Source organism: Methylorubrum thiocyanatum, from assembly GCA_014138645.1.
GTDB lineage: Bacteria > Pseudomonadota > Alphaproteobacteria > Rhizobiales > Beijerinckiaceae > Methylobacterium > Methylobacterium thiocyanatum.
In genome coordinates this window covers 231,370-254,681 of record JACJIB010000002.1, presented here as the reverse complement: position 1 = coordinate 254,681, position 23,312 = coordinate 231,370, and the positions used below count along the sequence as shown (strand labels likewise).

The following is a 23,312-nucleotide window of genomic DNA, read 5'->3' as shown; positions in this document are numbered from 1 at the left end:
TTCGCGAGCGGCACGCCCGGTGACAATCGCGGCCGGCGGCGCATCGGGAGCGCGCCGGCCCGTACTTCGGGCGTACCCCGAACGATCGAGGAAACGGCCTGAGCCTCTCCCGATGTCCGCGTGGTGCCCGGACCGGCCTCGACTAGGCTCGGCGGGCCAGCCTTCCGGCCGTCTTCCCCCTCATCCGGACTCCGCATGCCCGCCTATCCGCGCGACCTCCGTGCCTTGGCCCCTGCCTTGGCCGGCGCCTGCCGTGGGATCTTCGCGGGAGGTGGGCGCGGCGCCGCAGGTCCGGCGCTCTCCGTCGCCGATCAGGCGCTGGTGAGTGCGTGCAACTTCGCCACCACCATCGTGCTGGCCCATGCCCTCGGGCTGGAGGCGTTCGGCCTGTTCTCGACCGCCTGGATCGCGGTGCTGCTCACGGTCAGCCTGCAACTCGGCCTCGTCGTCTGCCCGATGATCAGCATCGGACCGGGGCTGCCGGGCGAGGCGCGGCACGCCTACTACGCCATCGTCCTCGTCCATGAGGCCGCCTTCCTGGCGCTCGCCGGCAGCGCCGTCGCGATCGGCCTCGCCCTGGCCTTCGGCGACCGGACGCTCGCGCTCGCCGCGGGCACCGCCTGCGCCGCCCATCTCGCCCAGGACTTCTGCCGACGCTATCTCTTCGCCCGCGGCCGGCCACCGGTGGTGCTGGGGATCGATGCGCTCAATCAAGGGGTCAAGCTCGCGGCGCTGATCCTGCTCAGCCGCAGCGCGATGCTCACGCCGGCCCACGCCCTGGAGGTCATCGCCGCCTCGGCCGCCCTGTCCTGCCTCTGCGCCATCCCCTTCCGAGGAGCGCTGGCGTGGCGGGCGGGCGCGTTCGGCGCGGCGAGCCGGCGGCAATGGCAGTCCGGCCGCTGGCTGGTTCTGACCGGGCTGATGCAGTGGCTCAGCGGCTATGGCGGCCTGCTGATCGCGGGCGCGCTCCTCGGCGTGACGCTGATCGGCGTGCTGCGCGCGGCGCAGAGCATCCTCGGCGTGCTCAACCTGATCCGCGACGCCCTGGAGAACATCGTCCCGCCCATCGCCGGCCGGGCGCTGGCGCAGCGCGGCCTCGATGGCCTCCTGCCGGTCATCGGCGTCACCGCCGCCATCGGCTTTGCCGGGGGCCTGGGCTTCACGGCGCTGCTGGCGCTCACCGGCAAGAGCCTGCTCGCGGCGGCGTTCGGACCCGGCATGGCCGCCTATGCCTGGGTGGTGGCGTGGTACTCGCTGCTGTTCCCGGTCTCGCTGGTGTCCTTCGCGCAGATCTGCGCCTTCCGCGCCTTGGAGCGGACCGGCGCGGTCTTCGCCGCCACGGCGGCGGCGGCGGCCATCAACCTCGCTTTCGTCTACCCGGCGGTGCGCTGGTTCGGCATCGAGGGCCTGCTCGGCGTCGCGATCGCGGCGGAGGTGCTCGTGTGCCTCGTCCTTGCCGGTCTGCTGCGGCGCGTCCTCAAGGCGCGCCCGTCGGATACACTCGGCGGGCTCCAGGCGGCGTAAATCCGGGATCCCTTCAACCAGGGCTCTGCCCTGGAGCCACGAAAGGACTCGTCCTTTCGAAACCCCGATCGATGGGCAGGACAGACGCAGCGCTCCGCCGATGATCCGCGCGTCGAGCCCGCGATCGATCCGGCAAGAGGCACCCGCGCGATCGATCGCGCGGGCGACGGCGTCACGCCGCCTTCGACGGCACCTCGGTGAGGGTCGAGAACTCGCTGACGATGGCCTCGTGCACCTGCTTCAGCCAGTCCTCGGCGATGCGCGCCCGCTCCTCCGCGGCCTCGGCCCGCTCTTCCGCCGCCCGGATGCGCTGCTCGGCCTGCGCCTGCACGTTGGACGCCCTCGCTTCGGCCGCACGGACTCGCTCGCTGGCCAGCTTGATGTCGTCGCGGACGCGCTCCAGCAACTCGTGCACCCGCTGCTCCTGCTCCTGGGCCTGCGCCTCGACCTCGCGGGTCCGATGCGCGGCGGCGCGCACGCGCTCGATCAGGTTCGCCCAATCCTGAGAGGAGGAGGGGGATGCCGCCGCCGGGGCCGCGCTTGCCTCGGTGTCCGATTGAACGAGCCGTAGAATACTCGTCAGGCTATCGGGCGATTTCGGAGCTTCGTGAGACACAAGCGGCATGTTTTGAGACTCGGATCGATCAAGATCGAGTGGACGCTCCCAGCGCATCTTCTTGACGATATCCATTTTTAGAAGCTTCCAGCGAGACATGGATGCACGGCGGATACACGCGGGCGAGGAATGATCCGCAAAATGACAATCGGGCGAAATAATTAGTGGAGGCAAGACAATTTTTTAACGATGAAATTGCCGAGTTTCCCTTTCGACTAAATGTTGTAAAAATATCACAAGCAGGATAGTCATTTTCTACCATATAATAAGATACGTTATCCGGATCTTCGCGACCGCTTCCCGGTTTCGACACGACGAACTCGGCTTCGCGGCAATATCGACGAAGGCGCGGTCGCGGGATGCGCAGCCTGTCGCCTGGATACGCGGTCGAGACCGCCCTCCATCCCCGCGCGGCGATCGCCGTTCCGGATCGTTTCTGTCAGCGGGTCGGGACTCGTACGCGGCCATCAGCTGCGACCAGCCGCGGGTTGGACGGCACCCGGCCGGTGGCTGCGCCCGTTCGGACCGGCGTAATCCGTGCGAAGCCGAGGGGCACCGAACCGGGGGCGACGCTCGGCCCGCTTGCCTGCGTGAGAGACCCGCCGGGCTAGGCAGCGGCCCCTGGCCTTTCGCCCAAGCAATGCTCTCGCCCGAGTGCCGCTGTTTCCGCTCTCGACTCGATCCGAAGCCGGCCGTGAGCCGCGGCCTCATCGGGGACCCGTAGCGGCCGCCTGCCGCGTCACGTGCACGCGTAATGGAAGCGCCCCGGCGCGGGCGGCAGCGCGGCCAGCTGGTCGAGTCCCCGCTCCATGTCGCTTGCGCCCGCCTGCCATCGGTCGCGGATCGACGAGGGCGAGAAGTCGAAGCTCTTCGAGGCGAGCTGGTCGGCACCGGCCCGGTAGACGAGGTGCAGCAGCGTCGCGACGGGTCCGTCCGGATCGAGCCGCTCGCGCAGGGCGTAGGTGCGCGCGAGCCCGGTGACCGCGCGCCGGGCGGCGCTGGCGAAGATGAGATCGTTGGCCCGCTCCAGCACGGCATCGAGGGAACGCGGCCGGTCGGCACGCAGGCAGAACAGGTCGAGGGCGATGCAGAGCAGGTCGCGGGTCGGCTCGGGATCGAACAGCGGATCGAGGGGCAGGTTGTTGGTGTAGCCGGCATCGCACAACAGCCGCCCGTCCACCTCGACCGGCGGGAAGGCCGGGAGCAGGGCGGCGCTCGCCAGGATGTGCTCGGGCCGGATCGTCTGGCGGGTGTTGTCGAAGAACACCTCCTCACCGGTCGCCACGTCGATGCAGGCGATTGTGAGCCGGATCTCGGCCCGGTTCAGGCGCTCGAAATCGACCAGCCGTTCCAGCGTCGCGAGCAGGGGCCGATGATCGAACAGGGCGACGTCGTTGGGCACCCAGGGCAGCGCCGACCACAGGCCGGGATAGCGGTGCGTGAAGATGCTCGGCCGCCCCCAGGCCAGGGTCAGGAGCGAGTGCAGGGCGTTGTAGTACTGGCGCGGCTTCAGCAGATGTGTTCCGGGAAGGCCGGTCTGCAGGGTCGCCTCGTTCCAGAAGCGGTGGAGCCGCTCGATCCGGTCCTCCGGCGCGTTGCCGGCGATGATCGCGCCGGTGACCGCCCCCATGGAGGCGCCCACCAGCCGATCCGGCCGGAGGCCGCGGGCCTGAAGAACCTCGAAGGCCCCGGCATGATAGGCGCCGAGCGCGTTGCCGCCGCCGAAGACGAGGGCGAGGTCGCGGGTGGGTGACGTCGATTCCATGCGTCGAGAAGGCCTTTGCTTGTCCGGCGGGGACCATGCGCGCGGCCGGTCCCGTGTTCGGGAACCCGGCGGACGCGGTTTGCGATGCATGGAGAAGAAAGGCGGTGACGGGGGCGGCTCCTGGCTCTCACCCCGCTGAGACCGCGGCGGCGAGGGCGAACAGCGCCAGCCCCACCGCCATCCACGCCACGTAGTCGCCGACCAAGCCGCTATGCAGCGCCTGGAGCGCGCGGAAGCCCGTCCGCTCGCTGCGCGTCACCGCCCGGCTCAGGGGCCGCACGGCCCGGCGACGCAGGAGCGCGAAGGCGAACAGGACCGCCGTCAGCAGCAGCGGGGCGAGATCGAGCGAACCGGCCTCGGGCAGGGCGAGGGGCGGGAGCGACGGATCGCGCAGGCGCGCCGCCGCCGCACCGAGGAAGGGCCTCACAGCCGCAGGCGGAACCAGGGCGAGGGCGACGAGCGTGAGCGCCGGAAGCGCCATCAGCCAGAGCGGGCGGTCGGGCTTCTCGTGCTCGCGCTCGGTCGGCGCCAGAAGTTCCGGCCCCGGCACGCCGCTGGCGCGCAGGAAGATGCGGGCGGCGGCGCGCAGGACCGCGGCGCCGGTGAGCGCGGAGGCCAGCGCCACGACCACCCGGTCCAGGACGCCCGCGGACAGATCCATGAGGCCGGTCGCCCCGTGCATCAGCCCGAGCGGCAGGCCGCCGAGCAGGAGTCCGCCCAGACCCGTGGCCAGCGCCGGCGCCCACAGACCCCGGCCCCGGCCGTAGAGCACGATCTCGTCCGCCGAGCGCCGCAGGGCGAGCAGGATGCCGGCGGCCATGAACAGGGCGCCCTTCGTCAGGCCGTGGCCGAGGATGTAGAGCAGGAGCCCCGCGGTCGCGGTGCCGCTCCCGTCGGCCAGGGCCGTCAGCATGATGCCCATATGCGCGATGGTGGAGAAGGCGAGCAGCCGCTTGAGGTGACGCTGCGCGAAGGCCGTCAGGCCGGCCACAAGGGCGGTGGCGAGCCCGAGCCCGTGCAGCAGGCCGTGGACGAGGCCCATCACCTCGGCATTCCCGGGAAAGACCTGGGCGACGAGCTTGGCGAGGCCGAACAGGGCGAGGCTGACCATCGCACCGGAGAAGATCACCGAGACCGGGCTCGGCGCCACCGCGTGGGCGTCGGCGAGCCAGAGATGGAAGGGCAGGATCGCCGCCTTGGTCAGGAGCGCGGCGGCCACCAGCACGAAGCCCGCGATGAGCACCGGGTCGGCACCGGTCCGGGCCAGGGCCGCGCCCATGGTCGCGAAGTCGAAGGTGCCGGTGCGGGCATAGAGCAGGCCGGTGCCGGCGAGCAGCAGGAAGCTCGCCAGCGCGTTGGTGATCGTGAAGTTGAAGGCGCCTTCGAGCGCACTGCGGCCGAGCGGGTAGGCGGTGAGCGCGAAGGCCGCCACGCTCATCAGCTCGAACCAGACGAACAGGTTGAACAGGTCGCGGGTCAGGCAGAAGCCGGTCATCGCCGCGAGGAAGAGCAGCATCAGCACGTGGAAATGCGCGTGCTCGGTGTCGAAATAGCCCCAGGCGAAGACGAAGGCGGCGGCGAACAGCAGGCCGCAGAAGGCGGCGAGCGCCGCGCTCGCCGGATCGGCCTGGAAGCCGATGCCGAGGACCACGCCGGGCCGCCCCGCAGCGTCGGGCGTCCAGCCGCCGAACCAGTGCCGCACCGGCCCGTCGAGGCTCGCGCGGGCCAGCAGCACGCAGAAAGCGCAGACGGCGAGCGCCACGAGGATCGCCACGAGCTTCGGCAGCCGCGGCGGCAGCCAGTGGGCCAGCGCCAGCAGCAACGTCGCGACGCCGAGCGGCAGCAGCACCGCAACGGGCAGGAGGGTTTCGGCGAGGCTCATTCGGCGGCGGAGGGCGGCGGACGCAAGGGACGCAAGGCCTGCGGGTCGAGGGTACCGCGGCGGCGCTGCACCTGGATCGCGATGGCGAGCAGCAGGGCCGTGACGGCGGCGCCGACGACGATGTCGGTGAGCACCAGCGCCTGCACCACGGGATCGACCGCGGGCGTGCCGGGCGGGTGGTCGTAGAAGACCGGCGGCCCAGCCTCGTGAACGTAGCCGATCCCGAGGAGCAGCACGTAGGTCGCCGACTGGCACACGGTGAGGCAGCCGACGAGATGCACGTAGTGGCGTGAGGTGACGAGACCGTAGAGGCCGACGGCGAACAGCCAGGCCGCGACGAGCCAGGGCAGGAGGGTCATGTCCGCGCCCTCATGGTCCCGTCCTCGTGGTCCGCCTCGTTGGAGGCCGGCGCATCGGCGGGCTCGCGGGTCTCCTCCAGGAACTCCACCAGCAGCAGGCCGAAGCTGCCGGTGACCGAGAGCGCGACCGCGGCGTTCACCGCGATCATCAGGCCGCCGGAATAGAGATCCTTCCATTCGCCCAGGGGCAGCCCGTTCGTCAGGGCGGGATGGCCGGCGATCAGCGGCAGCCCGGCGCAGAGCACGAACAGCACGGCGCCGCTGCCCTCCATGGCGGCGAGCACCGGAGAGGGGACCAGGGTACGCCAGCCGGCATAGCCCTCGCCGAGATAGAGCAGCAGCAGGCCCGAGGCCGCGATCACCCCGCCCTGGAAGCCGCCGCCGGGCGTCGTCATCCCGTGGAGCGCCACGGAGATCCCGAACAGCAGGGTCAGGGTCGCGGCCACCCGGCAGACGAGCACCGTGGCGTCGGCCCGCGGGATCACCGGCCGGCCGGGGAGATGGCCGGCGCGCACATCGCCGCGCTCCCCCCGCGCCCCGCGCAGCAGCACCGTCGCCCCGGTGACGGCGCAGAGCAGCATGCATTCCTCGCCCAGGGTATCGAAGCCGCGCAGATCGAAGTTCACCGCCGCGACCATGTTGGCGACGTGGCGCAGCTCCGGCACCAGGGCGTTGACACTCTGCCCCAGCACCGCCGTCGGCGCGCCGAATTCGGGCATGGCGAGCGCGACCCGCAGGACCGCCGGAAGCAGCGCGGCCAGGGCAAGGGCGAGGAGGAGCAGGCGCCAGCGGGGCGTCATCGCGGCTTCATCACTTGGCGTGGTCCACGGCGCGGTCCTCGGCCTGATCTTTGGCCGGATCCGCGGTGCGCCCTTTGGCGCGCCCCTCGGTGCGCCCCTTGGCGCGGTCCATGGCGATGGCCGCGAGCGCGGCCAGGAACAGCAGCGGCGTGACCGCGGTGCCGACGGCGATCTCCGAGAGCGCCACGTCCGGCGCCTGGAGCGCGAGGAACAGGAGGCCGAGCACGAGCCCGTTGCCGGCCATCGCGAAAACCTGCCGCCGCGGATCGCGGGCCAGCACCACGAGGAGACCGGAGAGGGCAGCGAGCAGTAGGAGCCCGGCGACGAGCCCGCTCATCGCCGCTCCCCGTCGCGGATATGCAGGGCGTGGCCCGTCACATGGCTGAGAAGGGCGCCGACCGGCACCGTCACGAGCCAGATCGCGGCGCATTTCAGGGTGCGCGGCGTAAGCCCGTCGGTGAGCCCGGCGGCGAGCAGCACGGCGGCGCCCCCGGCGAGGGTGGCGAAGGTGACGGCGTGCAGCCGCTCCAGCGGCGTCGGAAGACGCCAGAAGGCGAGCGCCGCGGTCCAGGCGCAGAGGACCGCGAGGGCGAGGCAGAGCGCCACCGCCACGCTCACAGCCAGCGCTCCTGGAACAGCGCGAAGAGCAGGGTGCCCGGCAGCGTCAGCACCGCGAGCGTCAGCGCGAGGTCGATCACCGCGGGCTGATCGAGGGCGAAGCTCAGGGCGACGAGGAGCAGGGTCGCGAGCGCGGTGGCGAGTTGAACGGCAACGAGGCGGAACGCGAGCGCCCCGCGCCCGCAGGCGAGCACGGCCAGGGCGAAGGACGGCAGCAGCGCGAGCGTGGCGGCGAGCCAGAGCCCGGTCATGCCAGCCACCGCGGATCGGAGGCAGGACCGGACGCGCCGAGGGCGTGGACCAGCGCCTCGTCGCGGCCGGGATCGGCCCGCAGCACGAAGCTGTCGGGGCTGAGGGAGGCGAGGAGCACCGCGCAGGCCCGGCGCCCCGCCTCGGCGGGGTCGTCCGCGGGCCCGCGCCGGAACGGGCGGCGCAGGGCGTGGCCCGGATGGAAACCGGTGAGGGCCGCCCGCAGCAGCACCCGCCCGGTCCGCGCCGTTGCCGGGACGAGGCCGGCGAACGTCCGTCCCCCGTGGCGCAGGGCGCCGGCGGGCCAGGCGAAGCGCCGCTGCGCATGCCTGCGGACGCGGCAAGCCCAGGCCGTCGCCAGAGCGGCGACGACGGCACCCGTCACCGCCTCGTGCAGCCCGGCCTGCCCCGCCAGCCCCAGATAGAGCGCGAACAGTCCGAGCCAGAGCGCGCCTGTGCGCAGGATCATGGCGGCCTCCCTTTCGCGGAGCTAACCCAGGGGGACGCCATCCTGTTCTGTCGGCCGATGCGCCGTCGCGGCGGGCGGAGAGCCCTTGAGGGCCGCCTCCCGGCTGCATCACGGGAGGCGATGCTCGGTCCGGAACGCGATGGCCGGGAGAAAGCGGAGGGACCGCCGTAGGTGGCAGCAGCTTCCGGCGCGGATGCGGCCACCGAAAGCCCGGATGTAAGCGCGGATTTCGGACAGGCTCAGCGGACGGGCGCCGCCGCGACCTCGCCCCAGCCCGGCAAGGGGAAGGCCCGGTCGTAGGCCAGATTGAAGACGAAGGCGTAGGCCAAGTAGAAGGCCGCGATGGCGAGATCCATGACGAAGGCCTGAGCGAGGCTGATGCCGAGGTACCAGGCGATCGCCGGCAGCAGGATCACGAGCAGCCCCGCCTCGAACAGCACGCTGTGCGCCACCCGCAGCAGCAGGCTCTTGCGCGTGTGCCCGGCCCACCGCTGCATCGTTCGATCGAAGCCGAGATTGTAGACGTAGTTCCACACCGTCGCGGTCACGGCGCTGCCGATGCCGATCACCCCCATGTCGGAGGCATGCAGCCCGAACAGCACGATCCCGAGCGGGATGATGAGCCCGAGGCCGATGATCTCGAACAGGAGGGCGTGGCGGATACGGTCGCGTGTGGTGCGCATGGACGTGCTCTGGAAAAATGGACGTGCTTTGAACGCCGTGTTGTTCCCGCGCCTTCTATCTGCGATGCCCCGGCCAGCAAGTTAGAAGCTATCTGGGAACCAGATGGATGGCCGTCTCGCTCGACCAACTCCAGGCCTTCGTCGCGGCGGCCGAGGCCGGCTCGTTCTCCGGTGCCGCCCGTGCCCTGCGCAAGGCGCAGTCGGCCGTCAGCACGCAGGTGGCGAACCTCGAAGCGGATCTCGGCCTGGAGCTGTTCAGCCGGGCGGGGCGCAATCCGGTGCTGACGCCGGCGGGGGAGCGGCTGCTGCTGGAGGCGCGCGTGGTGCTCGAACGGCGGGAGCACCTGATCGGCGTGGCGCGCAGCCTGGAGCAGCGGGTGGAGAACCGGCTGGTCGTCGCCATCGACGAACTCTACCCCGAGCACGCACTCGGTGCCCTCTTCGCCGATTTCGCCCGATGCTTCCCCTTCGTGGAACTGGAGCTGCTCTTCCCGCTGATGGAGGATGTCAGCCGCATGGTGCAGTCGGGAGCCGCCGATCTGGGCGTGATGTGGCGCCAGGAGACCCTGCCCACGGAACTCGGCTTCCAGACCATCGGCTGGGTGCCGCTCAAGCTCGTCTGCGGACGCGACCACCCGCTCGCCAAGGCGCGGGTGGAGTGGGAGGAGTTGAAGCGTCACCGCCAGATCCTCGTGGCGGCGCGCAGCGACGGCGAGGAGAAGCGCCGCCTGCGGGTGGCCGCGGAGGTGTGGTGGGTGGAGAGCCACTGGGTGATCCTGGAGATGGTGAAGCACGGGATCGGCTGGGCCTTCGTCACCGACCACGTCATCGCCCACTCGCTGACCGCCCCGGACCTCGTCACGCCGGACCTGCAGTTCGACAAGGGCGACTGGCCGATCGCCCTGGAATTGGTCTGGCACAAGCAGCGCCCCTGCGGCCCCGCCGCTTCGTGGCTGCGCGAGCGCTTCGCGGCGGAAAAGGTCGGCACCTTGTCGGGCGGCGACCGGATGGGGTGAGGGACGGGGCTCGGCGGGAGGACGATCGGGTCCGAGACGGAACGGGGACTAGCAAAAATTCCGCGCCCGCACCGGCAGCGCATCCCCGCGCGGGTCGGGGCGCACGCTCTGGCCGGTCTCGTCACCGCGACCGGTGCGCAGGACGAGGTCGGGTTCCTCGCCGATATCCTGGCCGATCCGCCGCAGCAGGCCGGAGCGGTCGAAGAGTTCCGCGGCCACGAGGTGGACCACCTCGCCGACCCGCTGCACCCGTCCGCGGCAGGCCATCAGCCGGGCGCCGAGCACGACCCGGCGCTGCCGGTCGAATAGCTCGGGGCGGACGATCAGGTTGGCGATCCCGGTCTCGTCCTCCAGGGTCATGAACATCGTGCCCTTGGCCGAGCCCGGCCGCTGGCGCATCAGCACGATGCCGGCCACGACGATCGACGCGCCGTTGCCCGCCCGGTCGAGCGCCGCACAGGGCCGCGCGCCGAGCCTGCCCAGCGTTCCGCGCAGGAAGGCGAGGGGATGGGCCCGCAAGCTGAGGCCCTTGGCGCAGTAATCGGCGACGACCTCGCCGCCCGCGCTCATCGCCGGCAGCGATACGGCGGGTTCGGCCGCCTGCGCCGGTTCGGACAGGGCGGCGAAGAGGGGGAGGGGATCGGGCCGCAGGGCCTTGGCCGCCCAGGCGGCCTCGCGCCGGTTCAGGCCGAGGGAGCGGAAGGCATCGGCCCGCACGAGGCAGGTGAGCGCCGTGGCGGGGAGGCCGGCCCGGTCTGCCAGTTCGGGCAGGGAGGCGAAGGGCCGCCCACCACGCATCTTCGCCAGATGCCGGCCGTCGCGCTCGGGCAGGCCGCTGGCCAGCCGCAGCCCCAGGCGCACCGCGAACAGCTTTCGGCCCTCGCCGAGGGATTCCAGGGTGCAGTCCCATTCCGAAAAATTCACGTCGAGCGGGCGGATCACGACGCCGTGGGCGCGGGCGTCGCGCACGATCTGCGCGGGGGCGTAGAAGCCCATCGGCTGCGCGTTGAGGAGCGCGGCGCAGAAGACGTCCGGATGGTGGCACTTCATCCAGGAGGAGGCGTAGGCGAGTAGCGCGAAGGAGGCGGCGTGGCTCTCGGGGAAGCCGTAGGAGCCGAAGCCTTCGAGTTGCTTGAAGGTGCGCTCGGCGAAATCCCGGGCGTAGCCGTTGGCGATCATGCCCTCGACCAGCCGCGTCTGGAAGCGGTGGACGCCGCCGGTGAACTTGAAGGTCGCCATGGAGCGGCGCAACTCGTCGGCCTCCGTCGCCGAGAAGCCGGCGCCGACCATCGCCACCTGCATCGCCTGCTCCTGAAACAGCGGCACGCCCAGCGTCTTCTCCAGCACCGCCTTCAGCTCGGGCGTCGGGTAGGTCACCTCCTCACGCTTTTCCCGACGGCGGATGTAGGGATGGACCATGTCGCCCTGGATCGGGCCGGGGCGCACGATCGCCACCTCGATCACGAGGTCGTAGAAGGTCCTGGGCTTCATCCGCGGCAGCATCGCCATCTGCGCGCGGCTCTCGATCTGGAACACGCCCAGCGTGTCGGCGCGCCGGATCATCGCGTAGGTGGGCCCGTCCTCCTGCGGGATCGAGGCGAGGTCGTAGGGCTCGTTCTTGACCTCGGCCAACAGATCGAAGGCGCGGCGCAGGCAGCCGAGCATGCCGAGGCCGAGCACGTCGACCTTCATGAACTTGAGGGCGTCGATGTCGTCCTTGTCCCACTCGATGACTTGGCGGTGGGCCATCGCCGCCGGCTCGACCGGCACCAGCTCGTCGAGCCGGTCCAGCGTCAGCACGAAGCCGCCGGGATGCTGCGACAGGTGGCGCGGCGTGCCGATCAGCTCGCGGGCGATCTCGAGCGTCAGGCGCAGGCGCCGGTCGTCGGGGTTGAGGTTGAGTTCGCGCAATTCGCGCTCGCCGACGCCCTCGCTGCTCCAGCTCCAAGTCAGGCGGTTGAGGGCGCCGGTCACGTCCTCGGGCAGGCCCATCACCTTGCCGACCTCGCGCAAGGCGCCCCGCGAGCGGAAGCGGCTGACGATGGCGGTGAGCGCGGAGCGGTGGCGGCCGTAGGTCTCGAAGATCCACTGGATCACCTCCTCGCGGCGCTCGTGCTCGAAATCGACGTCGATGTCGGGCGGCTCGCGGCGCGCCTCCGAGACGAAGCGCTCGAACAGCAGGTTCTGCCGGATCGGATCGATCGAGGTGATCCGTAAACAGAAGCAGACCGCGGAATTGGCCGCCGAGCCGCGCCCCTGGCACAGGATCTTTTTGCGATCGGCAAAGGCCACGATCGATTCGACCGTGAGGAAGTAGGGGGCGTAGGCCAGCCGCCCGATCAGGTCGAGTTCGTGGCGCAACTGGCGCGTCACCGCCTCCGGCACGCCGGCCGGATAGCGCCGCTCCGCCCCGGCCCAGGTGAGAGCCTCCAGGCGCTCCTGCGGCGAGAGCCCGTCCTCGCGAGCCTCCGTCGGGTAGGTGTAGGCGAGATCGTCCAGCGAGAAGGTGCAGGCGGCGATCTCGCCCGCCCGCGCCAGCGCCTCGGGGAAGCGGGCGAACAGGCGCGCGGTCTCGTCCGGGGGTTTGAGGAAGCGGTCGGCGTGGCGCTCCTTGGCAAAGCCTGCCCGGTCGATGGTGAGCCCGAGCCGGATGCAGGTCACCACGTCCTGCAGCCGGCGGCGCCCTGCGACGTGGTAGAGGATGTCGCCGGTGGCGACGGTCGCCACCCGTGCGGCGCGGGCGGCGGCGGCCAGAGCGTCGAGCCGGTCCGCATCGTCGGGGCGGAAGCGGCGGGTCAGCGCGCAGGAGGCGCGGGCCCCGAATGTTTTTCTGAGTTGGACGAGGTGGCTCGCGAGGTCGCTTGGGAGCGCGGCCTCCCGCCCCTCGGGCAGAAGGATGGCGAAAAGCCCCTCCTGCCACGCTTCGAGGTCGGCCCATGTCAGACGGCAGCGGCCCTTGCCGCCGCGGGCTTTGCCGAGGCTGAGAAGGCGGCAGAGGCGGCCATAGGCGGCCCGGTCGGTCGGATAGACGAGCAGGGGCAGGAAATCGTCGAGGTCGAGCCGGCAGCCGACGACGAGGCGCACGCCCGTCACCTTGGCCGCCTGATGCGCCCGCACCATCCCGGCAAGCGAGCCGTGATCGGTGATCCCGAGCGCCGGGATGCCGAGCAGGCTGGCGGCGGAGAACAGCTCCTCCGGGCTCGAGGCGCCGCGCAGGAAGGAGAAGTGCGTCGTGACCTGAAGCTCCGGCGTGCTCATGCTGAGTTGCCGTGCTTCCGACCACGGTCGGACGCAGCCAAGTCTAGGCAGGCTGTGCAAGCTTGCCAGCGCCGCCCCGCAGTCGCAGGGGCGACCTGCAAGGGATCATTGCTGGTCGGTGTCACGCTTCGCCGAGCCCGTGCAGCCACCAGCGCCCGTTCGCCGCCATCGGTGCATCGCGAAAAAGCCAGAAGCGCTCGCCGGCTTCCGTCTCGACCCGGTAATAGTCGCGGGCGAGGTCGGCTTCCGCATCCGCCACCCACCACTCGCCGAGGACGCGCTCCGGCCCGTCGGCCCGGGCGATCTGGTGGCGGGTGTTGCGCCAGACGAAGAAGAGCGGCGGCGCGTCGGGAATCTCGGCCATCGCCATCACCGGCTCGGGGGGAGCCAGGAGGCGGGCCGGACGCGGCAGGTCGGCGGGCCAGACCGCACCGAGGGGAGCGGCGAGCGCCGGCACGCGGCGCACCGCCCGCTCGGGCAGGTCGCTCTCCACGGGCGCGAGTCGGTAGACCCGGGCCGCGCCGAGGCGCACCAGCAGGGTATCGACCAGGGCGGCGAGGTCCGGCGCCTGCGGCCCGGCGACGAGATGCGTCGCGCCGTGGCTGATCTGCCGCTCGGCCAGAGGCTCGACGCGGGAGGCTGCCAGAACCGCCTCCTCGATGCCGAAACCGGGATCGACCAGGGGCAGGCGCTCGGCGAGCAGCCGTGCGAGGTGGCGCGCATCCCGGCTCGGCCGCGCCGTGCCGATCCGGATCGCCTGATCGAGGCGGTCCACCCGGGCGAAGACGAGGTCGAGGCGGCGCGCACCGAGGCCGCGGCGCTCCAGTTCCGGCACCAGCCGGGCGCAGAGGTCGGCCACGACGCCCTCCAGGCTCTCGCGGGCACCGACCGGCTCGGCGAAGCGCAGGGCGACACGCGGGGTCTCGGGAGCCGCAAGAGCCGTCAGCGGCTCCGGCTCGCGACCGAGCGCCCGGTCGAGCCGGAACAGGATCTCGGGGCCGAAGCGCAGCCGCAGGGCCGCCCGCGGCTTGTCCGCGAGTTGGCCGATGCGGGTGAGGCCGACATCCTGCAGCGCCCGCACCGCCTCGGAGCCGAGCCGCAGACCCGCCACCGGCAGCGCCGCGAGCGCGTCCGCGGCCCCGCCCGGCGGCACGATTCCGCCCGCGCCGAAGCGGGCCAGCCCCCAGGCGCAGCCCGGCGTATCGGCGAGTGCCAGCCGCGCCGTGATGCCCGACCGTTCCAGGCGGGCGGCGAGATCGGCGAGCAGGGGCGCTTCGCCGCCGTGGAGATGGGCGGCGCCGGTGATGTCGATCACGAGCCCATCGGGCGGATCGAGGGCGACGATCGGCGCGTAGCGCTGGCACCACAGGCCGAGCCGCGCCAGCGCCTGGGCCTCCGCCTCGGGATCGGCGGGCACGAGATGCAGGCCGGGCACCAGCGCCTGGGCATGGGCCGCGCTCATGCCCGGAGACAGGCCGAGGCGGCGCGCGGCCGCGTCCACGCCCGCCAGCCCACGGCGGGCGCCGTCCTGCGCCACGGTGGCAAGCGGTTCATCGGACGGCGCGGCGCAGGACCCGCTCCGGCGCAGCCGGTCGGTCGGCCAGGACGGCAGGTATAGCGAGACGACCCTGCGCATCGCAGGCCTCCACGATCCAGCCCCCCGGCGCACCGCCGCGGCAGCGCTGCAATTCGAGCCGCCAGCGCGGCCGGCCCAGACGACGATCCATGCGACGGTCGATGCCTTCAGGCGGGGCGGGCGCCACCCGCCAGCGGGTTCGCGCGGCGGAGGGCTCCGGCTCGGCCGCCTCGCCGGCGCAGAGGCGGTGCACGACGAGGGCGGTGACGCCCGAGCCCTCCGCCGCGAGCTGGAGCCGGCGCGAGGGGGTGAGCGCCATGCGGGTGAGTTCGCCGACGACGCCGGCCAGCCCGCGATGGCGCAGGCCCTCCTCCATCGCCGGCAGCACCTCGGCATCGCGCCACGTCTCGCAATAGACCACCCGGTCGGGATGGAGGCCGACGCGGGCCAGCGCCGGGGCGAACAGGTCGCGGCTGTGCAGGCACCACAGCACCGGCCCGTCGAGCCGAGCGAGGATGCCGCCGGCGAACAGCACGGCGGTGGCGGCGTAGCGCCCGCGCGGACCGCCCTCATGGATCTGGTGCAGCGCCCCGAGCGCCAGTCCGCCCCCGGGCAGGGCCGCATCGAGCCCCGCGACCCCGAAGGGCAGGGTGGGAGCAGCGTCGGGTCCGGCAGCGCCGGCAGCCCCCCCGGCGGATTCCGTCAGCCGGCGAAGCTCGGCCAGGGTCGGCGCGGCGGAGGAGCGGGGAGGGGGCATGGGCGCGGGTTCACGGGCTGGCTTCTGGGGCGGCTCTTAGAACAAAGAGTGAACACACCTGAGCCGTAACTCGTCAACCGATCTGTTGTTGCCATCCCTGTTGAAAATACGGATTTTATTCCGGCTCTACCCTTGACCCCGAAATCGACTCGGGCGGGCGGCCTTGGGCCCTGCACGCCATGCGGGTGCGACGGCTTATCTCATCCGAAACTGCATACCGCCTCGACTCGAGAGCAACAAATCCGCCAGCTGTTGCCCTTGAACGACAGACGTTTGCCCCTGCCGTTCTATCGTAATGTCTGCCGGGGACTTTGCCGGAGGATGTCGCGCGGGATGCGCAATCTGCGTTATCCCCGCACTCTCAAGATAAGCCAGGGTCATGAGTGACCGGTCATGAGTGACGCACGACCCACAGACCGCCGGCCCGTCATCCTCGTCGTCGAGGACGAGCCCGACGAGCGCTATCTTGCGGCCGAGTTGCTGGAAGAGAAGGGCTTCGAGGTGATCGAGGCCGAGACGGCCGAGCGCGCTCTCGACATCCTGCGCCAGCGGGGCGACGGGATCGACGTGGTGTTCTCCGACGTGCGCACGCCGGGCACGATCGGCGGCTTCGAACTGGCGCGGATCATCGGCGTGACCTGGCCGCGCATCCGCCTGCTGCTGACCTCTGGCGATGCGGGCGACCAGCCGAGCGACCTGCGCGTCACCGCGACCTTCATGCCCAAGCCCTGGCGGGCGCCGGAGATCCTGACATGGCTGGAGGAGGCCGCGGGCCTCAGGGAGCCGCCGGAGGGTTGAACGGCGTCCCTCCTCTCCTTTTGGGGAGGAGCCGGAGGCGGGAGTGGTGCAGGAGACGGCGCAGAGCCCCGTCCGGCAGCACCCCCACCCCTTCCCCTCCCCACAAGGGGGAGGGGCCTGCTTCTGTCACGCCGCAGCGACGGTCGCCTTCACGATCCGGTCCGGATCGCGCACGGGCTCGCCGCGCTTGATCGTGTCGACCACTTCCATGCCCTCGATCACCTTGCCCCACACCGTGTACTGGCGGTCGAGGAAGCGGGCGTCGGAAAAGCAGATGAAGAACTGCGAATTCGCCGAGTGCGGGAAGTTGGTGCGCGCCATCGAGCAGGTGCCGCGCACGTGCGGCTCGGCGTTGAACTCGGCGTTGAGGTCGGGCAGCTCCGAGCCGCCGGAGCCGGTGCCGGTCGGGTCGCCGGTCTGGGCCATGAAGCCGTCGATGACGCGGTGGAACGGCACGCCGTCGTAGAAGCCCTGGCTCGCCAGCGTCTTGATCCGCTCGACGTGGTTGGGGGCGAGATCGGGGCGCAGCGCGATGACGACGCGGCCCTTGGTGGTCTCCAGGACGATGGTCTCGTTCGTCTCTGCCATGGCTTAAATTCCTTGTCCTCTGGGTCCGTCGTAGATGAAGCGCAGCGCCAGGGGGCGCCCCGCGATGGCTCCGCCGAGGCCCGGGGTGAGCCGGACCGGCGTGCAGCGGGCGATCGCGTCGAGCGTCGCCCGTATCAGGATGTCCCGGGTCTTCGCGTCGCCCGGCGTCTTGGCGAAGGTGACCTGCGGCGTGCCGATCACCGATCCGTCCCGGCGCAGCGAGAGGCGCGCCGTGATCTCCGCACGCTCGAATCTTTCCAAGCCCTCGGGCACCCGCCAGCAGGCGGCCAGCGCCGGATAGAGCGCCTTCAGGGTGTCGGCCGGGGCCTGCCCCGTCTCGCCCGCCCGCAGCGGGACATGCTGCGTGCCTCGTAAGGTCTGGGGCAGGGTGCGCCAGGGTTCAATGCCCCCGAACGCATCCGCCCCACCCGATGCGAGCAACGCAAGGCCGATCGCGGGGAAGCCGACGAGGAGGCTCATCCCCCGGCGCGAGGCCCGTGCGGCCGCTATTGGCCGCCTCCGAGCGTCATCTTCACGATCTTGTCGGGATCCTGGACCGAGCCGTTATTGGCCTTGGAGCCCTTCTTGATCTTGTCGACCACGTCCATGCCGGAGGTGACGACGCCGACGACGGTGTAGTTGTTGTTCAGGAACTCCGCGTCGCCGAGGCAGATGAAGAACTGGGAATTGGCCGAGTTCGGATCGCCCGAGCGGGCCATGCCGACGGTGCCGCGCTTGAACGGGGCGGAGGAGAACTCGGCGGGGATATTGGGCAGGCTGGAGCCGCCGGTGCCGTTGCCCTTGGGATCGCCTGTCTGAACCATGAAGCCATCGATGACGCGGTGGAACTTCAGGCCGTTGTAGAAGCCTTGAGAGATCAGCGTCTTGAGCTGCTTGACGTGCTTGGGCGCGATCTCCGGGCGCAGCTCGATGGTGACCCGCCCGTCCTTCGTCTCGAGGGTGACGGTGTTCTCCCCCGCCCGCGCCGGAGCGGCGAACAGGCTGGCCGAGAGGACGGTCCCGAGGGCGAGGCCGAGGACGGCGTGGCGACGGTTCATGCGGGCGGAAGCTCCGTTGTGGGAATCAGGACGTGGCGAAGCGGGCGGCGAGCCGCCGGGCGACGACAGGGGGCACGAAGGGCGAGACGTCCCCGCCCATGGCCGCGATCTGGCGCACCAGGGTGGCGGTGATCGGCCGCACCCCGGTGGAGGCGGGCAGGAACACGGTCTGGACCTCGGGGGCCATCGCGCCGTTCATGCCGGCGAGTTGCATCTCGTAATCGAGATCGGTGCCGTCGCGCAGGCCGCGGATGAACAGGCTGGCGCCGCAGCGCCGGGCGGCCGAGACGGCGAGGTCGTCGAAGGTGACGACCTCCAGGCTCGCGCCCTCGGCCGCGGCGAGCGGCCCGCAGGTCTCGCCCAGCAGGGCGGCGCGCTCCTCGGCCGAGAACAGCGGCGCCTTGCCCGGATGCACGCCGATGGCCAGAACCAGCCGCGGCACGAGGCGGCAGGCCTGCCGCACCACGTCGAGGTGGCCGTTGGTGACCGGATCGAAGGAGCCGGCATAGAGGGCGGTGCGGATCGTCACGGCAACGGGCCTAGAGCATTTTTCCCGCAAACGGAACCGCCGACGGCCCGCACCAATGGAAACGGGCGCCGCGAAGGGCGCCCGTTTCGATCAAGCCTGCCGAAGGTCCGGGGATCGGCGGGACGGAGTGCCCCACCGGCTGCCCGTCTCAGAACGAACCGAACTTGAAGTTCAGGCCGGCACGGGCGATGGCGCCCTCGGTCCGGAAGGTGACGTTGTAGCCGACACCGGGGCCGCCGGTGGTCCCGACGAGCAGGGTGCGGCTGCCGAGATCGTAGCGCAGGTACTCGCCCTTCAGCGTGACGGCCTCGGAGCGGAACACGTTCAGGAAGGAATCGGTCGGCAGCGCGTACTCGATGCCGCCGCCATAGGCATAGCCGGTCTCGACGCCGGAGCGGGCGCCGGCATAGGTGACCGGCGCGCCGGTCTGGAAGGTGACGCCCTGCGAGACGGTGCCGTAGGCGAAGCCGCCGGTGCCGTAGACCAGGACGCGGTCGAAGGCGTAGCCGATGCGGCCGCGGACGGTGCCGAGGAAGTCGAGATCGGCGGCGTAGACGTTGGTGAGCACGTTCGGGTTGAAGGCCGGACGGAAGATCGTCTCGGTGCGGCTGCGCTGCAGGTCCATGTACTGCGCATCGACCTCGAGGCCGAAGACGAAGCCGGTGCCGGGCGTGAGCTGGAAGTTGTAGCCGCCCTGGCCGCCGACGGTGAAGCCGTCCTGCGGCAGGCCGACCGCCGCCCGGCGCAGGTCGTTGGTCACGTTGGCCTGGAGCGCGCCGATACCCACGGTGCGCAGGGTGTCGCTCTCGGTGTAGGCGTAGCCGGCATTGATACCGAGATAGGCGCCGGTCCAGGCGAAGACGGGGATCGGCGTGAAGACCGGCGGCTCGGCCCGGCGCGGCAGGTCGGCGGCCAGCGCAGTGCTCGACAGCAGGGCGCCCGTGAGGCCGATGAGGATCAGGGAATTGCGCACGACTCGCACCGAAGATTAGAGGAAGCTTGTGCGTTCCTATCAAGGGGCAGGCGCGGCTTCTATGATATTACAGCAACACTTATACTTAGATGAGAAAGGCAAGTAATACGCTTTACTCCGTGAATTCATCCCTGATCACGAAAATTTTGATGAATACGACTTCTGCGGATGAGTTCGGCTCAGCCTCCCACCACCGTCATTCCGGGGCGCCGCAGGCGAACCCGGAATCCACGTCCAAGCGCGACATCTCTTCCAGCCCCGCACCACGGGTGGATCCCGGGTTCCGCTGCGCGGCCCCGGGATGACGGCTGCCGATGCTTGGGAGAATGGCGGCCCTGCCTCGCTCGATCAGGCATTCAACCGTTCGTAGAGGTCGGACCAGTCCGGGTTCATCGCTTCGATCAAGGCAACCTTCCAAGCACGGCGCCATTTCTTGAGCGCCTTCTCAGGGGCGATGGCTTCGTCGATGCGGTCGTAGACCTCGTACCACACGAGGCGATCGACGGCGTAACGGGCCGAAAAACCGGGTGCTGCCTTGGTCTTGTGTTCCCAGATGCGCCGGCTCAGATCCTTCGTGACGCCGAGGTAGAGCGTGCCGTCCCGCTTGTGCGCGAGCAGATAAACGGCACAGATCACAAGCACCCTCTCCCGTCATTCCGGGTCGCCGCAGGCGAACCCGGAATCCACGGTCGAGCGCGACATCCCTCCGGCCGCGCATCGCGGGTGGATCCCGGGTTCCGCTGCGCGGCCCCGGGATGACGGGTGCAAGATCGGGTCAGTCTCAGACGGCCTCCTCGCCGCCCTCTTCCTCGCCCTCGATGTGCTCCACCGAGACGACGCGCTCGGCCTTGTCGGTGTTGAACACCGTCACCCCCTGAGAGGCGCGGCCGACGATGCGGATGTCGTCCACCGGTACGCGGATGAGCTGGCCGGCATTGGTGACCAGCATGATCTGGTCGGAGGCCTCCACGGGGAAGGACGCCACGAGGTTGCCGTTGCGGGCGTTGACCCGCATCGCCGTGATGCCTTTGCCGCCGCGGCCCGAGGTCCGGTACTCGTAGGAGGACGAACGCTTGCCGAAGCCGCGCTCGGACAGGGTCAGCACGAACTGTTCCGCGGCGCCCATCTGCGTGTAGCGCTCCGGCGAGATCGCCGCTGCGCTGGCCTCCTCGGCCTCGCCGTTCTCCGTTCCCTCCTCGCCGGAATCGCCGATCACGGCGCGACGCATCTTCAGATAGCCGGCCCGCTCCTCGGGCGAGGCGTCGAAGGCGTTGAGGATCGCCATCGAGATGACTTTGTCGTCCTTGCCCAGGTTGATCCCGCGCACGCCGGTCGAATCGCGGCCCTTGAACACGCGCACGTCCTCGACGGGGAAGCGGATGCACTGCCCCAAGGCGGTGGTGAGCAGCACGTTCTGGTCGGGACGGCAGATCTCGACATGAACGATGTGATCGCCCGGATCGAGCTTCATCGCGATCTTGCCGTTGCGGTTCACCTGTACGAAGTCGGACAGCTTGTTGCGGCGAACATTGCCGGAGGCGGTCGCGAACATCACGTCCAGCGTCTCCCAGGAGGCCTCGTCCTCGGGCAGCGGCATGATCGTGGTGATGCGCTCGCCCTCGTTCTGCAGGTGCAGGATGTTGACGAGCGCCTTGCCGCGCGCGTTCGGGGCGGCGACGGGGAGGCGCCAGACCTTCTCCTTGTAGGCCTGCCCCTGGTCGGAGAAGAACAGGACCGGCGTGTGCGTGTTCGCCACGAACAGCCGCGTGACGAAATCCTCGTCGCGGGTGCTCATGCCGGAGCGGCCCTTGCCGCCGCGCTTCTGCGACCGGTAGGTCGAGAGCGGCACGCGCTTGACGTAGCCGGCATGGGACACGGTCACGACCATGTCCTCGCGGGCGATCAGATCCTCGTCCTCGACGCTGAAATCGGAATCGATGATCTCGGTCTTGCGCGGGGTGGCGAAGAGTTCGCGCACCTCGGCCAGCTCGTGCTTCACGATCGCCTGGATGCGGGCGCGGGAGCGCAGGATGTCGAGATAGTCGGCGATCTCGTCGGCAAGCTTCTTCAGCTCGTCGCCGATCTCGTCGCGGCCCAGGGCGGTGAGGCGCTGCAGGCGCAGGTCGAGGATGGCGCGGGCCTGGGTCTCCGATAGGCGGTAAGTGCCGTCATCGGCGACCCGGTGGCGCGGATCGTCCACCAGCGCGATCAGCGGGGCGATGTCGTGGGCCGGCCAGTCGCGGGCCATCAAGGCCTCGCGGGCGGTGTTCGGGTCCGGCGAGGTGCGGATCAGGCGGATCACCTCGTCGATATTAGCGACCGCGATGGCCAGACCGCACAACACGTGGGCGCGCTCGCGGGCCTTGTTGAGCAGGAACTTGGTGCGCCGGGAGACGACTTCCTCGCGGAAGTCGTTGAAGGCCAGGAGCAGGTCCTTCAGGTTCATCAGCTCCGGCCGGCCGCCGTTGAGCGCCACCATGTTGGCGCCGAACGAGGTCTGGAGCGGGGTGTAGCGGTAGAGCTGGTTCAGCACGACGTCGGCCATGGCGTCGCGCTTGATCTCGACGACGATGCGCATGCCGTCGCGGTCGGACTCGTCGCGCAGGTCCGAGATGCCCTCGATGCGCTTGTCCTTCACCAGCTCGGCGATCTTCTCGATCAGCGTCGCCTTGTTCACCTGATACGGGATCTCGGTGAAGATCAGCGCCTCGCGCTCTTTCCGCAGCTCCTCCACATGCGAGCGGGCGCGCATGATGATCGAGCCGCGGCCGGTGGTGTAGGCCTGCCGCGTGCCGGCGCGGCCCAGGATCATGCCGCCGGTGGGGAAGTCGGGGCCGGGGACGATTTCGTTGAGCGCCTCGATGGTGAGGGCCGGATCGTCGATCAGCGCGACGCAGGCATCGACCAGCTCGCCGAGATTGTGCGGCGGGATGTTGGTGGCCATGCCGACCGCGATGCCGCCCGCGCCGTTGACCAAGAGGTTCGGGAAGCGCGCGGGGAGGACCGTCGGCTCCTCGCGGGAATCGTCGTAGTTCGACTGGAAGTCGACGGTGTTTTTGTCGATGTCGGTGAGCAGCGAGATCGCCGGGCGGGCGAGCCTCGATTCGGTGTAGCGCATGGCGGCCGGCGGATCGCCGTCGACCGAGCCGAAATTGCCCTGCCCATCGATGAGCATCAGGCGCATGGAGAAGTCCTGCGCCATGCGGACCAAGGCGTCGTAGATCGATTGGTCGCCGTGGGGGTGGTACTGACCGATCACGTCGCCGACGATACGGGCCGACTTGACGTATTTGCGCTCCGGCAGGTGCCCGGACTCGAAGGCCGAGTAGAGGATGCGCCGGTGCACCGGCTTGAGGCCGTCGCGCGCATCGGGCAGCGCCCGGCTCACGATCACGCTCATGGCGTAATCGAGATACGAGCGGCGCATCTCGTCGGTGATGGAGACGGGCTTGATGTCGGTCGCGGGCGGCGGCGTGCCGGCGCCGGTGTCGTCCTTGTCGTCTGCCAACGTCGTTCTCTCGATCTTCTGTTCGTTCACCCGCCGACAGGCGCCGCCGAGTGAGCCGGAAAGGCCATCGCGGTGCGACCCCTCCGATCCATTCCATGACCTTGCGGCGCCCGCGTCGGCGGGCCTCGAAGGATCCTCCAGCGATCGCGCGGGATCTGGAGGATCCTTCGAGGCCGCTTCGCGGCACCTCAGGATGAGGAGAGCGGAGGGGAGACCCCGCCAGCAGCCAAAGGCCGTGGTTTCAGTTACTTAAATATGAATTCCAGGGCCCCGGCACAACATCCGC

23 protein-coding genes are annotated in these 23,312 nt (G+C 70.4%); 3 read left to right on the top strand and 20 right to left on the bottom strand.

What is annotated here, in order from left to right; translation table 11 throughout:
* Positions 1 to 195: 195 nt before the first annotated feature.
* A complete protein-coding gene (locus tag HNR51_RS04945) occupies positions 196 to 1,524 on the top strand; it encodes an MATE family efflux transporter (RefSeq protein ID WP_182554163.1) in 1,329 nt (442 codons plus the stop codon).
* Positions 1,525 to 1,696: 172 nt separating this feature from the next.
* On the opposite strand, the gene HNR51_RS04940 is transcribed toward HNR51_RS04945, so the two are convergent.
* The 10 genes from HNR51_RS04940 to HNR51_RS04895 form a co-directional block, all read right to left on the bottom strand.
* Complete coding sequence (locus tag HNR51_RS04940; RefSeq protein WP_239681458.1) at positions 1,697 to 2,149, bottom strand: hypothetical protein; 453 nt, start codon at positions 2,147 to 2,149, stop codon at positions 1,697 to 1,699.
* Between the two features lie 730 nt (positions 2,150 to 2,879).
* Positions 2,880 to 3,905, bottom strand: a complete 1,026-nt coding sequence (locus tag HNR51_RS04935; protein WP_182554161.1) for a patatin-like phospholipase family protein — start codon at positions 3,903 to 3,905, stop codon at positions 2,880 to 2,882.
* 127 nt (positions 3,906 to 4,032) lie between these two features.
* On the bottom strand, positions 4,033 to 5,787 hold the full coding sequence (locus tag HNR51_RS04930; protein WP_182554160.1) for a complex I subunit 5 family protein: 1,755 nt from the start codon (positions 5,785 to 5,787) through the stop codon (positions 4,033 to 4,035).
* Positions 5,784 to 6,146 (bottom strand): sodium:proton antiporter, encoded by a 363-nt coding sequence (locus tag HNR51_RS04925; RefSeq protein ID WP_012456794.1) that lies wholly within the window; start codon positions 6,144 to 6,146, stop codon positions 5,784 to 5,786. The genes HNR51_RS04930 and HNR51_RS04925 overlap by 4 nt, the downstream gene beginning before the upstream one ends.
* Positions 6,143 to 6,946: an MnhB domain-containing protein gene (locus HNR51_RS04920; RefSeq protein WP_182554159.1), complete on the bottom strand. Its 804-nt coding sequence runs from the start codon at positions 6,944 to 6,946 to the stop codon at positions 6,143 to 6,145. Before HNR51_RS04920 ends, HNR51_RS04925 begins: the two co-directional genes overlap by 4 nt.
* A gap of 10 nt (positions 6,947 to 6,956) precedes the next feature.
* Positions 6,957 to 7,283 carry a hydrogenase subunit MbhD domain-containing protein gene (locus HNR51_RS04915; RefSeq protein ID WP_182554158.1) on the bottom strand — a complete coding sequence of 109 codons (327 nt, stop codon included), beginning with the start codon at positions 7,281 to 7,283 and terminating at the stop codon, positions 6,957 to 6,959.
* Positions 7,280 to 7,564 carry a monovalent cation/H(+) antiporter subunit G gene (locus tag HNR51_RS04910; RefSeq protein ID WP_012456791.1) on the bottom strand — a complete coding sequence of 95 codons (285 nt, stop codon included), beginning with the start codon at positions 7,562 to 7,564 and terminating at the stop codon, positions 7,280 to 7,282. Before HNR51_RS04910 ends, HNR51_RS04915 begins: the two co-directional genes overlap by 4 nt.
* A complete protein-coding gene (locus tag HNR51_RS04905) occupies positions 7,561 to 7,815 on the bottom strand; it encodes a monovalent cation/H+ antiporter complex subunit F (protein ID WP_182554157.1) in 255 nt (84 codons plus the stop codon). The genes HNR51_RS04910 and HNR51_RS04905 overlap by 4 nt, the downstream gene beginning before the upstream one ends.
* On the bottom strand, positions 7,812 to 8,282 hold the full coding sequence (locus HNR51_RS04900) for a Na+/H+ antiporter subunit E (RefSeq protein WP_182554156.1): 471 nt from the start codon (positions 8,280 to 8,282) through the stop codon (positions 7,812 to 7,814). Before HNR51_RS04900 ends, HNR51_RS04905 begins: the two co-directional genes overlap by 4 nt.
* A 239-nt stretch (positions 8,283 to 8,521) precedes the next feature.
* Positions 8,522 to 8,965 carry a PACE efflux transporter gene (locus tag HNR51_RS04895; protein ID WP_012456788.1) on the bottom strand — a complete coding sequence of 148 codons (444 nt, stop codon included), beginning with the start codon at positions 8,963 to 8,965 and terminating at the stop codon, positions 8,522 to 8,524.
* Between the two features lie 107 nt (positions 8,966 to 9,072).
* On the opposite strand from HNR51_RS04895, the gene HNR51_RS04890 reads away from it, so the two are divergent.
* Positions 9,073 to 9,981: a LysR family transcriptional regulator gene (locus HNR51_RS04890; RefSeq protein WP_012456787.1), complete on the top strand. Its 909-nt coding sequence runs from the start codon at positions 9,073 to 9,075 to the stop codon at positions 9,979 to 9,981.
* A 48-nt stretch (positions 9,982 to 10,029) separates the two neighbouring features.
* On the opposite strand, the gene HNR51_RS04885 is transcribed toward HNR51_RS04890, so the two are convergent.
* The 3 genes from HNR51_RS04885 to HNR51_RS04875 all read right to left on the bottom strand — a co-directional run bounded on the left by HNR51_RS04885 (position 10,030) and on the right by HNR51_RS04875 (position 15,572).
* The gene (locus HNR51_RS04885) at positions 10,030 to 13,239 is read right to left on the bottom strand and encodes an error-prone DNA polymerase (RefSeq protein WP_182554155.1); all 3,210 of its coding nucleotides are present in this window, start codon (positions 13,237 to 13,239) and stop codon (positions 10,030 to 10,032) included.
* A gap of 121 nt (positions 13,240 to 13,360) precedes the next feature.
* A complete protein-coding gene (locus HNR51_RS04880; protein WP_182554154.1) occupies positions 13,361 to 14,875 on the bottom strand; it encodes a DUF6504 family protein in 1,515 nt (504 codons plus the stop codon).
* Positions 14,790 to 15,572 carry an ImuA family protein gene (locus tag HNR51_RS04875; RefSeq protein WP_012456784.1) on the bottom strand — a complete coding sequence of 261 codons (783 nt, stop codon included), beginning with the start codon at positions 15,570 to 15,572 and terminating at the stop codon, positions 14,790 to 14,792. The genes HNR51_RS04880 and HNR51_RS04875 overlap by 86 nt, the downstream gene beginning before the upstream one ends.
* Positions 15,573 to 15,965: 393 nt before the next feature.
* On the opposite strand from HNR51_RS04875, the gene HNR51_RS04870 reads away from it, so the two are divergent.
* Positions 15,966 to 16,370, top strand: coding sequence for a response regulator (locus HNR51_RS04870; RefSeq protein ID WP_012456783.1), 405 nt, complete (start codon positions 15,966 to 15,968; stop codon positions 16,368 to 16,370).
* 126 nt (positions 16,371 to 16,496) lie between these two features.
* On the opposite strand, the gene HNR51_RS04865 is transcribed toward HNR51_RS04870, so the two are convergent.
* From HNR51_RS04865 to gyrA, 7 genes are all read right to left on the bottom strand, one after another.
* Entirely contained in the window at positions 16,497 to 16,958 is a 462-nt protein-coding gene (locus tag HNR51_RS04865) for a peptidylprolyl isomerase (protein ID WP_012456782.1), read from the bottom strand.
* 3 nt (positions 16,959 to 16,961) lie between these two features.
* Positions 16,962 to 17,438, bottom strand: coding sequence for a UCP034077 family protein (locus HNR51_RS04860; protein ID WP_182554153.1), 477 nt, complete (start codon positions 17,436 to 17,438; stop codon positions 16,962 to 16,964).
* Between the two features lie 26 nt (positions 17,439 to 17,464).
* Positions 17,465 to 18,016, bottom strand: a complete 552-nt coding sequence (locus HNR51_RS04855) for a peptidylprolyl isomerase (RefSeq protein WP_012456780.1) — start codon at positions 18,014 to 18,016, stop codon at positions 17,465 to 17,467.
* A gap of 25 nt (positions 18,017 to 18,041) precedes the next feature.
* Positions 18,042 to 18,545, bottom strand: coding sequence for a pantetheine-phosphate adenylyltransferase (gene coaD, locus HNR51_RS04850; protein ID WP_141954192.1), 504 nt, complete (start codon positions 18,543 to 18,545; stop codon positions 18,042 to 18,044).
* Between the two features lie 148 nt (positions 18,546 to 18,693).
* Positions 18,694 to 19,518, bottom strand: a complete 825-nt coding sequence (locus HNR51_RS04845) for an outer membrane protein (protein ID WP_182554152.1) — start codon at positions 19,516 to 19,518, stop codon at positions 18,694 to 18,696.
* Positions 19,519 to 19,866: 348 nt separating this feature from the next.
* Positions 19,867 to 20,154, bottom strand: coding sequence for a GIY-YIG nuclease family protein (locus tag HNR51_RS04840; RefSeq protein ID WP_182554151.1), 288 nt, complete (start codon positions 20,152 to 20,154; stop codon positions 19,867 to 19,869).
* A 145-nt stretch (positions 20,155 to 20,299) separates the two neighbouring features.
* Positions 20,300 to 23,026 carry a DNA gyrase subunit A gene (gene gyrA / locus HNR51_RS04835; protein ID WP_012456776.1) on the bottom strand — a complete coding sequence of 909 codons (2,727 nt, stop codon included), beginning with the start codon at positions 23,024 to 23,026 and terminating at the stop codon, positions 20,300 to 20,302.
* Positions 23,027 to 23,312: the final 286 nt, after the last annotated feature.